The sequence below is a fragment of the Enterobacter cloacae complex sp. IR53041 genome (assembly GCF_049238285.1).
Classification (GTDB): Bacteria; Pseudomonadota; Gammaproteobacteria; order Enterobacterales; family Enterobacteriaceae; genus Enterobacter; species Enterobacter roggenkampii.
Map to the genome: position 1 here is coordinate 1 of NZ_JBMKHB010000055.1, position 12,849 is coordinate 12,849.

Consider the following 12,849-nt stretch of genomic DNA (forward strand, 5'->3'; position numbering starts at 1 on the left):
TTCTTCATTACGCCGGTTACAGCGCCTGTCCTGCCAGTCGGCAGAACGGTTAATCCGCAGTGACAGTTGCGCACGCGACACGCCCATGGTCCGGCTGACCATGGCTATTCCCCGTCCTTTGGCAACAAGGGCGCGTGCGCTATCCATTTTCGCGACTGACCGTACTCCACGGCTTCTTTCAGGATCTCAACTTCCATCGTCTTCTTGCCCAGAAGGCGCTGAAGCTCCCGGACCTGCTGCAGAGCAGCAGTAAGCTCAGAAGCAGGAACGACGTCCTCTCCAGCCGCAACGGCGGTGAGGCTGCCTTCCTTGTATCTTGAAGACTGATTAAAATTAATACGATTAGATTTGGCAAAACGTATGCAGCCCGATGCCTTCCAGGGTTCAAGCCCGTATATCAGCGACTGGCGCATACGCTGAGCCACTCATCTGAAACCCGAACAGTTGTCCGTATTCCATAACGTATTTGCAAGGAGGGGTAAAAATGAGTCAGCCAAATCCACTTTGTGTGGGCATCGATGTTTCCAAAGCCACACTGGACATCGCTGCCAGCAGTGATGTTGCTCAGTTTACAGTCAGCAATGACTCTGATGGCTTTAACGCGATTATTACCGGACTGAGACGGCACTCCGTTGCTCTGGTTCTGATGGAGGCCACTGGTGGGCTGGAAGTTGCGGTGGCCTGTTCGCTTCAGGCCGAAGGTTTTGAGGTTGCCGTGGTCAATCCCAGGCAGGCCCGTGACTTCGCCCGTGCAATGGGATATCTTGCGAAGACCGACCGAATTGATGCCAGAGTCCTCACGCAGATGGCTGAGGTTATTAATCGTCACCCTGAGCGGAAACGCTTTATCAGGGCACTGCCGGATGCTGAACGTCAGGCCCTTGCTGCGATGGTGGTTCGCAGACGCCAGTTGATTGCGATGTTGGTGGCTGAGCGTAACCGACTGCATCCATCCCATCCGCAGAACAAGAAAAGCATTAATACCATCATTAAAGCGCTGGAAGATGAGCTTGTCAGGCTCGAGAAAGAAATGGACAGTCACATCCGTAACCACTTTAAAGAGATTGCTGAGCGCCTGAGCAGTATCAAAGGTGTAGGCACCATGACCGTTTCCGCGATGTTGGCGGAGATTCCGGAACTGGGAACGCTCTCCCGGCGCGAAATCAGTGCGCTTATAGGTGTTGCTCCTGTCAACCGGGACTCAGGGACTATGCGTGGCCGGCGAACCATTTTTGGCGGCAGGGCTGGCCTAAGATCAGCACTGTACATGGCTGCGCTTGTGGCAACCCGCTTTAATCCGGTGATAAAAACGTTTTATGTGCGCCTGCTTGCAGCCGGAAAGGCCAAAAAAGTGGCGCTGGTAGCCTGTATGCGTAAGCTGCTTACCATCCTGAACGCAATGCTCAGAAAGAACGAAGAATGGGATGAGTCGTACCACCACGTTGCTCCATAATTTTTACCTTCAAGACAGTTGCTGATATTGCTTCTTCCACTTAAACAGCAGGCTGGGCTGGATACCATGCAGGCGGGCGACATGGGAGACATTCATACCCGGCTCCATCGTCTGCTGGATAATGGCGATCTTCTCCTGAGGAGTTTTACGTTTACGGACTTCTTGCCCTAACAGGATCCCGGTCATCTCAAAATTGGCGTTAGTGTTAGACATATATATTCAAGCCTATCTCTTATCTGGAGATACAGCTACTGTCCGGTGTTTCAGGGGGCTACATCAGTGAGGCAAAGCAGGTTAGCATTGAAAACGCTTTAGGTTATGTCGCTGGCTATTCCATTGTTAATGATGTCTCAGACCGGGGTTTTCAGTTTCAGTCATCTCAATGGGATAAAGCGAAAAGCTGCGATACATTTGGCCCTGTTGGTCCCTATATCGTCACGCCCGATGAAGTTGGAAATCCACATGAATTAGATATCTGGCTGGAAGTTAATGGTGAAAAACGTCAGCAGAGCAACACCCGTCAGATGATTTTCTCCGTAGCAGAAATCGTCTCTTATGTTAGCCATTATATGACGTTAAAGCCCGGCGATCTCATTGCTACGGGTACCCCTGCCGGAGTGGGTTTAGGCATGAAGCCGGTGCCTGTCTGGCTAAAGGCGGGTGACCGAATCCGTATCCATATTGAGAAACTGGGATATCAAAACCCACTGGTAACAGAACAGACTCCCATTCGCTAATATGGGAGGTGCCCCAGGCCGATATATTCGTTTACATTGACGTCTTCTACAACCGGGCCCGGCGCCACACTCATCCCGGCGGCGTCAGTCCGGAGGACTTTAAACTGACCTCGTCGTGAGGACAGGGAATACCTGCTGAGGTGGGGTCAGTCCAGTTATAGATGGTATCCATTTTAGAAGCAATAATTATAGCCAGACTCCCAATGGGTGTTAAATATCTTATTGGTGCAATTTATTAACCCTTTGTTCTTAATCTCTCAAATCTTCGCGCGATAATATAGCTGTTTCCCTATGATATATGCACAGTTAGCACGTGTGTTCTCATGGGCTATTGTTGTGCAACTGCCTGCCCCGAGTTGGTGCAATACTTTCCAGGCGCCACTTTTATTTTTATTAGAAATTAATAGTTGACAATGCTCAGAAATAATTACTATAGTGATGCTGACTTCTCCGCAAGAACGCCAACGTTGTCGGCTTGTGGTTATGGCAATAGAGCCCTCGCAATGTCATTTGACTTTGCTGGGCTTTTTTTTTGGCTTTTTTTCAGGTCTATCTATTAACTGAACCAGGGGTACTTATGTCCAGAATAAAATGTCATTACAGCATGCTATCAATCGCAATTGCTACTGTATTTACCGTAACCACTTCAGGAATGGCAACCGCGGCAGAACAACCAATAAAAATTGGTTTACTGGAAGATGCTTCAGGTAATTTTGCTTTACCGGTTACTCCTAAAATTCATGCGACTGAGCTTGCAATAGACGAGATTAATGCCAAAGGCGGAATACTCGGGAGAAAAATTGATTTAATACAATACGATACGCAATCCGACAACACACGTTTTCAACAAATGGCCCGTCGTCTGATTAAAAACGATAAAGTGGATGTGATTTTTGGGGCATTTTCCAGCGCCTCGCGTGAGGCTATCCGGCCGATTATGGATCGTGAAAAACAGCTTTACTGGTATAACAATCAGTATGAAGGTGGCGTGTGTGACTCTAATGTTTTCGTCACTGGTGCGGTTCCTGAACAACAATTTTCTACATTAATTCCATGGATGATGGCGAAGTATGGTAAAAAAGTTTATACCATTGCTGCCGATTATAATTTCGGGCAAATATCGGCTGAATGGGTCCGCAAAATTGTGAAAGAAAATGGTGGTACCATGGTGGGTGAAGAGTTTATCCCACTGAGCGTCTCGCAATTTGGTCAAACGATTCAAAATATCCAGAAAGCCAAGCCCGATTTTGTGATGACATTATTGGTTGGGGCGAACCAATCTTCCTATTATGAGCAACAAGCGGCGGCAAAACTAAATTTACCAATGGCGAGCTCCGTCAACGTTGGCCAGGCTTATGAGCATAAACGCTTTAAAGCCCCGGCGCTGAAAGACATGTATGTCACGACTAATTACATAGAAGAAGTAGACAGCCCGGCCAGTAATGACTTCAAACAACGCTTCCATGCCAAATTCCCGAATGAACCCTACATCAATCAGGAAGCGGCTAATGCTTATGATGCGGTTTATCTTTACAAAGCGGCAGTAGAGAAAGCCGGCACGACTAATATGGATGCTGTTCGTAAATCGCTGGAAAGTGGTGATATCTGTACTGATGGACCGTCCGGAAAAGTATGTATTGATCCCAAAAGTCACCATTTGAGCCATACCATCTATCTGGCCCATGTAAAAGATGATCATTCTATCGAGATACCTAAGTTATGGGAAAATATCAAACCTTACTGGCTAGGAGACGCTGGCTGTAATTTGCCGGTAAAACCGGACCACAGCCAGTACACCCCATCATCACCACCTAAAAAATCGTAAATCAAACCACGTGCCAGGGAAGTGCTCGAGTAACGGGAACTTCCCTGTTATATCCATTTTAAATCGTGTCAATCAGGACACCGGGGATTGCCAACGATGTTAGCGCTTTCTTTTATTTACTCAGTGATTTATCAGTTTGGCGATAACTTCGCTTATCTGGTGCTGGCAGCATTGGGGCTGGCGGTTATCTTCGGCATGATGGGGGTGATAAATCTGGCACACGGTGAATTCATTATGTGCGGTGCCTATGTCACCATACTGATGAACAAATCGGGTTTGCCGCTTCCGTTCGCCATGCTGTGCGGTACATTAGCCGCGGCATTCTTCGGCGGAGTCATCGAGCGTCTCATCGTGCGCCATCTTTATGGGCGTCTGTATGACTCGGTAGTCGCAACCTGGGCTATTAGCCTGATTGTGCAACAAAGCATGTTACTCATCGCCGGTCCATCACTGGAAGGGCTCTCAACACCTTTCGGCTCTTTCACTCTCGGCGAATATTCTTTTGCGACTTACCGTGCACTGCTGCCTTTCTTCGCCATCGCTATATTAATGATGCTCTATTGGCTTTTTTTCCACACCAACTACGGAGTCTGTGCCAGAGCGACTATTCAAAATGCCCGTATGGCCTCCTGCCTGGGGTTAGAAACTGACCGTATTTATACCTTAACTTTCGCGCTGGGTGCTGGATTGGCCGGGCTGGCCGGGGCTATTTATGCCCCGACGTTGACTGCCGTCCCTACCATGGGGAGCAGCTTTATTATCCAGGCCTTTGTTTCGGTCGTCGTGGGCGGCGCAAATGTCTTGGTTGGCACTATTCCTGCCGCAATTGCCCTGGGCGCAATACAGACCGGGTTAAATTCCTGGTATGGGCAACTTGCTGGCCAAATTGGCTTACTGGTCACCGCCGTACTGGTTATTCGCGTACTACCGAATGGTGTTGGCAGCCTGTTTACCCGTAACCGCTAGGAGCTGAATGTGACAACAACCTCTCTTAATTTATCGGCGAATGGTATGAAGAAACACAGACAATCCTCGAGCTGGCTGGCGACATTGTTAATTTTAGCTGGTGCTCTCATGCTACCGTTAGTGGTCGATAGCACCACGATCGGTGACTTTTCCTACTTTCTTCTCTGGACCTTCGGCGCCATCGGATTAGCTGCGATGTGGGGACATGGCGGTATTTTATCTTTCGGCCAAACGGCGTTCTTTGGTCTGGCGGGTTACGCCTATGGTGTGATGACATTAAACTTCGGCGCTGGCGTGCTCTCTACCTGGTTCGGTTTAATTGTCGCATTGCTGCTTGCCGCTGCAGCGGCTGCGGCACTGGGTTACCTGATGTTTTACGGCGGGGTAACCGGTATTTTTGTTGGTATCGTAACCCTGTCCTGCACTCTGGTCCTGGAAACCTTTATGTCACAAACTGCAGGTCCACAATGGGCTATCGGCAGTGCGCGTTTGAATGGTTTCAACGGTATGTCAGGGATGCCCCCCTTGTCCATACCATGGGTTAACGGTGACTTGCCACTGGAAGACAACGGCTTTTATTACCTGATTATCTTGCTGCTCGCGGGTGTTTATTGGGGGATGAGGACGTTGTTACGCTCCAATTTTGGCCTGACGTTGGCCTCAATTCGTGAAAATCCTCATCGGGCAGAGATGCTCGGCATTGATATCCGCCGTTATCAATTACTGGTGTTTGTGCTGGGAGGTGTACTTTCTGGCCTGTCCGGAGCACTTTATACCCTGTGGGGATCATATATTACCCCGTCATCAATGGGTTTATCCGCCGCTGCAATGCCGGTCATCTGGGTTGCCACCGCTGGGCGGAAAAACATTTTTGGCACGGTGATCATTACGGCCATCCTGGTGTGGCTATCCCAATGGTTAGCTGTTTATGGCAGCGAATATGCCTTGATTCTACTGGGCGCCATCTTGCTGTTAGTGGTATTAGCGGCGCCCAACGGACTTTTATCCTGGCTGGCTGAGAGCATCACCCGCTTGCTCTCCTCACGCCGGAAAAAGGAGGACTCGCTATGAATCAGGTCTCGCAGGAACCGATCCTCAAAACACGGGGATTAAGCAAACACTTCGGTGGTGCTCAAGTTATCAATCAAGTTGATTTACAAATACGTCGTGGCGAAGTGCGATGTGTTATTGGCCCAAATGGTGCCGGTAAAAGTACCTTTTTCAAATTACTCACTGGCGAGCATGTACCCAGTAATGGAGATATCCACTTTTTCAATCAGCGGATAAATACCTTAGCGCCTTTTCAGCGTATTCAAATGGGAATGAGCATTAAGTTTCAAATTCCCGGGATCTTTCCTGAACTGACAGTTGCGCAACATTTGCAATTATCTCTCAGCCATTTACGCCCGGAAGTTCGCTCACAGGCAGTCAGTGTGGATGAGTTATTAGAGCGTTTTAAGCTTACCGCTGAATGTCGTCAACTCGCGGCTAATCTATCCCACGGCAAAAAACAGTGGCTAGAAATTGCTATGGCGGTGTCGCTGCAACCCACGTTACTCATGCTCGATGAGCCAGTCGCAGGCTTGTCAATTGATGAAACCTACCTGACTGGCGAGTTAATTAAGCAAATGCAAAATGACGGTCTGACATTACTGGTGGTGGAGCATGATATGACATTTGTCCGGCAAATTGCTTCACAGGTCACGGTCCTTCATGGAGGGAAAGTTTTTGCAGACGGCAATGCCGGCGAAGTGCTGGCTCGCGAGGATGTAGCAGACATCTATTTGGGGAAAACCGTATGACTAACGTTGTTTTACAAATGCAGGAGCTGGCCGGTGGCTATGGCGGTGGGCAAGTTCTCAATGGCGTAACACTGCAGCTACATGCAGCCGAGGTATTGGGTTTGATTGGCCGCAATGGCGTAGGCAAAACCACATTGATGCGCACATTAATTGGCGTTGTTCCGGCAAAGCAAGGCCAAATTTTATTGGGCGAAATTGATATTACTCAGGCCTCACCGCAGCGCCGCGCTCGTTTAGGCATTGGCTACGTCCCGCAAGGGCGTGAAGTTTTTACCGGGCTGACCGTGTCGGAGAATCTGCAAGTCGGAATGCAATTTGTCCGTGAACATCGCGAATTTGCAAAAGAGATGCTGGATCGGGTACTGGATTACTTCCCCATATTGCGGCAAAGGCTCAAGCAAAAAGCCGGAACTATGAGTGGCGGTGAGCAACAGCAATTGGCGATTGCCAGAGCCCTGGTGGGCTCACCAAAGGTCCTGCTGCTGGATGAACCGTCCGAAGGTGTCCAACCTTCTATCGTCAATATCATTGCCGATACCCTGGTACGCATCGCCCGGGAACTCCATGTGGCCGTGATCCTGGTCGAGCAGGATATTGCGATGATCCAGCGGGCCGCACAGCGCTGTGCGGTAATGGATAAAGGCCTGGTTGTAGAAACGCTGACCCAACAACAGCTCTCTGATGATCTTTTAATGCGTCGTCATCTGGCTCTGTAACTAAACGCTATAAATTACGTGGAGAATAACATATGAAATGGTTGGAAGAATCCATTATGGCCAAACGCGGTGTTGGTGCCGGGCGTAAACCGGTAACGCATCACCTGACGGAAGAAATGCAAAAAGAGTTTCATTACACCATTGGCCCTTATTCCACACCCGTCCTGACCATCGAACCCGGTGACCGGATTATTGTCGACACTCGAGATGCTTTTGAAGGTGCTATCAATTCGGAACAGGATATTCCGAGCCAGTTGCTAAAAATGCCCTTTCTCAACCCACAAAACGGACCGATCATGGTCAATGGCGCGGAGAAAGGTGATGTGCTCGCTGTCTATATCGAATCCATGTTGCCCCGCGGCGTTGATCCCTACGGCATCTGCGCCATGATTCCGCATTTTGGCGGACTGACCGGGACCGACCTGACGGCCATGCTCAATGATCCGCTGCCAGAAAAGGTGCGCATGATTAAACTCGACAGTGAAAAGGTCTACTGGAGCAGACGCCATACGCTTCCCTATAAACCCCATATTGGCACCTTGAGCGTATCGCCAGAAATTGACTCAATCAATTCACTGACGCCAGACAATCACGGCGGGAATATGGATGTGCCGGATATAGGACCAGGGAGTATTACCTATCTGCCGGTACGTGCGCCTGGAGGCCGCCTGTTTATTGGTGATGCCCATGCTTGTCAGGGTGATGGTGAGATTTGCGGGACCGCAGTAGAGTTTGCCTCAATCACCACCATCAAAGTCGATTTGATCAAGAACTGGCAGCTTTCCTGGCCACGAATGGAGAATGCCGAAAATATTATGAGTATTGGCAGTGCACGTCCGCTGGAGGATGCGACGCGAATTGCATATCGCGACTTAATTTACTGGCTGGTAGAAGACTTTGGCTTCGAACAATGGGATGCCTACATGCTTCTGAGTCAATGCGGCAAAGTGCGGCTGGGCAACATGGTCGACCCCAAATACACCGTTGGCGCGATGCTGAACAAAAACCTGTTAGTTTAGTAGGAATAACTAACCGGTGAACATTACCCCGATGTAGATCGGGGTAATGTGTAAGTTCAAACAATCGCTATTTTTAACAGCTAAAGCAGGTGCATATGGGGCCAGATACACCCATCAATATTGGTTTACTTTACTCCTTCAGCGGAGTGACGGCGGCACAAGAGTTGTCACAATGGCGCGGAGCAACCCAGGCTATTGCCGAAATTAATCAAAATGGCGGCATCAACGGCAGACCACTCAATGCAATTCATTTGGATCCGCAATCTGACGATGTACTGTTTCGTGCCATGGCCGAGGAATTAATTACCGAACATGAAGTAAATGTGATTTTTGGCGGCTATACCTCCAGCAGCCGAAAAGCGATGTCACCGATTGTTGAAAAATATCGTCGGTTGCTGTTTTATTCGCAACTGTATGAGGGCTTTGAGTTTTCAGAAAATATTTTCTATGGCGGTGCCGCGCCTAATCAGAATTGTGTACAGCTGGCTGACTACCTCGCGGCTCAGTTTGGGACACGGGTTTATTTGATTGGTTCCCGTTATATTTATCCCTACGAATGTAACCGCAACATGCAGGAATTAATTCTGCAACGGCATGACGGAGCAGTGATTGGTGAGCGTTATCTTGATTTGAATGCGCCCTATGAAGCTTTTCTACCTATTATTGATGAGGTCATGAAAAAGCAGCCAGATTTTATTTTCAGCACTGTTGTCGGGCAGACCGTTCCTTTCCTGTATCAGGCTTATAAGGCTGCAGGTTTAGATCCTGCGCGTATGCCTATTGGTAGCTTAAATACCTCAGAAACTGAGATTGCCATTATGGGCGCGGAGGCCGCAAAGGGGCATTTTACTTCCGCCCCCTATTTTCAAAGTATTAACACCAAGGCAAATCAATCCGCACTCAAACAATTCCGTAAGCAATTCGGACCGGAAATGAGTACGGACATGAATTGGGAGGCCACGTACAGCCAGGTACACCTTTTTGCAAAAGCCATGGCCGAGTGTGGCAGTGATCATATCTACCCGTTATCAACCGCGCTGAGGGGTAGCCAGTTTGATGCTCCCCAGGGGCGTATTCGTATTGATCAGCTTAATCAGCATACCGGGCTATATCCGCGCATTGGTATGGCAAATGAAAATGGGCAATTTACAATTGTCCAGGAGTCTCGCCGTATTGTCGATCCCGATCCCTATATGACCAATCAGATTCAGGGCGATTGGGTAACGAAGCTAACAACTGTGGGGTATCCATATGCGCCCTCACGATAGCAGACTTAGCACAACAGCCATATTACTGAGTCGGGGGATTCGTTGCGTAGTGTTACACCCCGATGATGATGACGGTGCAACACTCACTAATCATTTACGCCGCATGGGATTTAAGGTTCAGGCCTTCTGGCCTATTCCTGAACGACTTCCCGCTGATACGGACCTGATTTTCTATGCATTACAGTCAGATAACCCAGAACCAGACGTGTCGTGGCTTAATCTGAGTAAACATGTCCTTATCGCGGTTATCGCCTATGAAAATCCAACGTTTATCGATCAAACCATCAGCATGGGTGCGGGAGCCACGATAACAACTCCAATTCGCTCTTCAGGCTTACTCTCTGCGATGGTGTTTGCTTTGCACCATGCTCAACAACAACGGCAGATGAGCGATCGAATAGAACGACTGGAGAAAAAAATGCTCGGTATCCGTCAGGTTAGTGAAGCTAAAGCCATCCTGATGAGAATGCACAGCATTGGCGAAGAACAGGCTTATGAGATTCTGCGCCATCAGGCTATGGACAAACGTATTACTGTCGAAGAGATCTCATGTTCGTTAATACAGGCCAATGACATTTTCTCCTGGACTACGCCCGGGGCGCCAGCATCCGGAAAAATGAAGTAAGCCTTACCTGGGCTCCCTGAACATCGCATTTATTAATCGTGAGGATCATCATGCCGATAGCCCCTTATCTTGCAGCCGCAATTCAATTCGAACCCTTAATGTTTGCCAAAGAAGCCAATTTACGTCAATTACTTATATTGGTTGAACAGGCGGCACAGAAAGGTGCACGCTTGATTACAACCCCGGAAATGGCAACAACGGGATACTGTTGGTTTGACCGGCAGGAGATTGCGCCGATGGTAGAAACCGTCCCTGGCGAGAGTACAGCACTTTTTGCTGAGTTAGCGCAACATTATCAATGCTATATCGTTTTGGGAATGCCTGAAATCGACCCCAATACATCGCTGTATTACAACAGCGCCGTATTAATTGGGCCTGAGGGTGTTATCGGTTGCCATCGTAAAACCCACCCCTATATTTCAGAACCCAAATGGGCTGCGGCGGGCGATTCTGGACATCAAGTCTTCGATACTCCGCTAGGACGCATTGGTATGCTGGTTTGCATGGATATTCACTTCCCGGAAACAGCCCGCTTGCTGGCCCTGGACGGCGTTGACGTCATTTGTCACATCAGCAACTGGTTGGCAGAACGCACCCCCGCGCCCTACTGGATTAGCCGGGCAATGGAAAACGGTTGTTATCTGCTGGAGAGTAACCGCTGGGGACTAGAACGCGGAGTTCAGTTTAGCGGCGGTAGTTGTATTATTGAGCCTGATGGCAACATTGCCGCAGTGGTCGATAACGGTAATGGGATAGCGTATGCCGAAATAGATATCAACTGTAGCCGCCAGCGCCAGGTATTAGGGGAGCCGGTTTTTTATCAACGCCGTCCTGATTATTATCACTTACTATTAAGCGACAGTTTTTTATGGAACCCGCAGGATTTCTTTGGGCTGTATGGACATCAGCCACTCCCCCCAGGCAAGCAGAGCCGTATCACCGTGGCGCAGTTATCTCCCGGTGAGCAAGTTGAAGATAATCTGGCGGCGATAATCGCCATGACAAAAGAAGCTGTTTTGGAGCAAGGTAGCGAGCTGATCGTCTTCCCTGAATTAGCCTTGACAGGTCATTACGATAATGCGGCTCATGCTCAAACGTTAGAAAGCCCGGCAGTGCAGACGCTGGCTCGCCTGGCTATACAGCTAAGAGTCTACCTTGTGGTCGGAATGGCAGAAAAGCAACATGATAAAAACTACATTGCACAGATGCTGTTTGGGCCAGAAGGGATAATCGGCAGTTACAGGCAAATCCATCTTTCGCAGGAAAGCCAAAAATGGGCCAGCGCGGGAGAACACTGGCGAGTGTTTGATACCGCGCTTGGCAGAATTGGATTGTTGTCAGGTCACGATGCCCTGTTTCCCGAATCAGCACGAATTCTCGCTTTAATGGGATGCGATATTATTGCGTGTTCTGCTGCGCTTTCGGCAGGATTTACCGCCGCCCACGCGGGCAGCTCTGTGACACAGAATTTCCCTATCCCAACAGGGGCCGATCCGCTGCATTGGCACTTATTCAGAACCCGTGCGGGAGAAAACAATCTTTATCTGGTTTTTGCTAATGCACTTGATGGTATAGATGGGGCAGGAGGATTTAGCGGAATTTTCGGGCCAGAAACCTTCACTTTTCCACGGCAAGAACGGCTGCTTTGGCAGGAAACGCTGGTCACAACACAAATCGTCGACACACGCTCTCTTGCTGACAGCCCTTATCCAACCAATGTGGTACGGCGTAAAGATCTGGTTGCCATGCGCCAACCCCATCACTATAAACCGCTGCTGTATTAAGCCTTTTCGTTACAACCCGGGTTAATAATTGCGCCCTTCATCACTGATGAGAAGCAATGAAAAAAAACCAGACTATTAACTAAAGTAAGCGTGCAGCGAGAACCGTATTGACGGGGATGTGTTATTCAGTTGGCAGTGCTACGCGCCAGGGGAGTAGTTCGCTGACCCGGTTTATCGGCCAGTCAGCAATGACGTCAAGGACATAACGGAGGTAGCTTTCTGGCTCCACTCCGTTCAGTTTGCATTGAATCGCCACGGGTTTAACAGACACCTCAGAGTCATTTAAGATGGCTTAAAGAGAGGTGCCCATGAGCGGTAAGCGTTATCCCGAAGAGTTTAAAACTGAAGCAGTCAAACAGGTTGTTGATCGCGGTTATTCTGTTGCCAGCGTTGCAACACGTCTCGATATCACCACCCACAGCCTTTATGCCTGGATAAAGAAGTACGGTCCGGATTCTTCCACTCATAAAGAACAGTCAGATGCTCAGGCCGAGATCCGCCGTCTCCAGAAAGAGCTGAAACGGGTTACCGACGAACGGGACATATTAAAAAAAGCCGCTGTAGATTCAATTGGTCAACGCAACAGTTATGTGAAAACATGGGGTTGCGGAGGTTTTTTGAATGAGACGAACATTTACAGCAGAGGAAAAAGCC

At 49.0% G+C, this 12,849-nt stretch carries 12 protein-coding genes and 3 pseudogenes; 12 read left to right on the forward strand and 3 right to left on the reverse strand.

Annotation, left to right across the window (positions count from 1 at the left end; all coding sequences use genetic code 11):
* A pseudogene (locus tag ACOTXF_RS22995) lies at positions 1–317 on the reverse strand (IS3 family transposase); the annotation flags it as partial.
* A 167-nt stretch (positions 318–484) separates the two neighbouring features.
* Between ACOTXF_RS22995 and ACOTXF_RS23000 the strand changes: the two are divergent.
* Positions 485–1,453 carry an IS110 family transposase gene (locus ACOTXF_RS23000; protein ID WP_032665824.1) on the forward strand — a complete coding sequence of 323 codons (969 nt, stop codon included), beginning with the start codon at positions 485–487 and terminating at the stop codon, positions 1,451–1,453.
* An 18-nt stretch (positions 1,454–1,471) separates the two neighbouring features.
* Here ACOTXF_RS23000 and ACOTXF_RS23005 read toward each other — a convergent pair.
* Positions 1,472–1,639 (reverse strand): annotated as a pseudogene (locus tag ACOTXF_RS23005) (transposase); the annotation flags it as partial.
* An 89-nt stretch (positions 1,640–1,728) separates the two neighbouring features.
* Between ACOTXF_RS23005 and ACOTXF_RS23010 the strand changes: the two are divergent.
* The 10 genes from ACOTXF_RS23010 (at position 1,729) to ACOTXF_RS23055 (ending at position 12,195) form a co-directional block, all read left to right on the forward strand.
* On the forward strand, positions 1,729–2,190 hold the full coding sequence (locus tag ACOTXF_RS23010; RefSeq protein WP_224253942.1) for a fumarylacetoacetate hydrolase family protein: 462 nt from the start codon (positions 1,729–1,731) through the stop codon (positions 2,188–2,190).
* A 604-nt stretch (positions 2,191–2,794) separates the two neighbouring features.
* Complete coding sequence (locus ACOTXF_RS23015; RefSeq protein WP_234115407.1) at positions 2,795–4,015, forward strand: urea ABC transporter substrate-binding protein; 1,221 nt, start codon at positions 2,795–2,797, stop codon at positions 4,013–4,015.
* Positions 4,016–4,111: 96 nt separating this feature from the next.
* Positions 4,112–4,981, forward strand: a complete 870-nt coding sequence (locus tag ACOTXF_RS23020; RefSeq protein WP_023328873.1) for an ABC transporter permease subunit — start codon at positions 4,112–4,114, stop codon at positions 4,979–4,981.
* A gap of 9 nt (positions 4,982–4,990) precedes the next feature.
* Positions 4,991–6,052, forward strand: coding sequence for an ABC transporter permease subunit (locus tag ACOTXF_RS23025; protein ID WP_421635301.1), 1,062 nt, complete (start codon positions 4,991–4,993; stop codon positions 6,050–6,052).
* Positions 6,049–6,783 (forward strand): ABC transporter ATP-binding protein, encoded by a 735-nt coding sequence (locus tag ACOTXF_RS23030; protein WP_023328875.1) that lies wholly within the window; start codon positions 6,049–6,051, stop codon positions 6,781–6,783. Before ACOTXF_RS23025 ends, ACOTXF_RS23030 begins: the two co-directional genes overlap by 4 nt.
* Complete coding sequence (locus ACOTXF_RS23035; RefSeq protein ID WP_023328876.1) at positions 6,780–7,499, forward strand: ABC transporter ATP-binding protein; 720 nt, start codon at positions 6,780–6,782, stop codon at positions 7,497–7,499. The genes ACOTXF_RS23030 and ACOTXF_RS23035 overlap by 4 nt, the downstream gene beginning before the upstream one ends.
* A gap of 32 nt (positions 7,500–7,531) precedes the next feature.
* Complete coding sequence (locus ACOTXF_RS23040) at positions 7,532–8,518, forward strand: acetamidase/formamidase family protein (RefSeq protein ID WP_234115405.1); 987 nt, start codon at positions 7,532–7,534, stop codon at positions 8,516–8,518.
* 95 nt (positions 8,519–8,613) lie between these two features.
* On the forward strand, positions 8,614–9,786 hold the full coding sequence (locus tag ACOTXF_RS23045) for a transporter substrate-binding domain-containing protein (RefSeq protein ID WP_023328878.1): 1,173 nt from the start codon (positions 8,614–8,616) through the stop codon (positions 9,784–9,786).
* Positions 9,770–10,411, forward strand: a complete 642-nt coding sequence (locus ACOTXF_RS23050; protein ID WP_032430981.1) for an ANTAR domain-containing response regulator — start codon at positions 9,770–9,772, stop codon at positions 10,409–10,411. The genes ACOTXF_RS23045 and ACOTXF_RS23050 overlap by 17 nt, the downstream gene beginning before the upstream one ends.
* Positions 10,412–10,461: 50 nt before the next feature.
* The gene (locus ACOTXF_RS23055; protein ID WP_032665819.1) at positions 10,462–12,195 is read left to right on the forward strand and encodes a nitrilase-related carbon-nitrogen hydrolase; all 1,734 of its coding nucleotides are present in this window, start codon (positions 10,462–10,464) and stop codon (positions 12,193–12,195) included.
* A 121-nt stretch (positions 12,196–12,316) separates the two neighbouring features.
* Here ACOTXF_RS23055 and ACOTXF_RS23060 read toward each other — a convergent pair.
* Positions 12,317–12,439: pseudogene (locus tag ACOTXF_RS23060) on the reverse strand (transposase domain-containing protein); the annotation flags it as partial.
* Between the two features lie 64 nt (positions 12,440–12,503).
* Here ACOTXF_RS23060 and ACOTXF_RS23065 point away from each other — a divergent pair.
* Positions 12,504–12,849, forward strand: a 346-nt coding sequence (locus tag ACOTXF_RS23065) for a transposase (RefSeq protein WP_421635302.1), incomplete at its 3' end; no start/stop codon positions are given.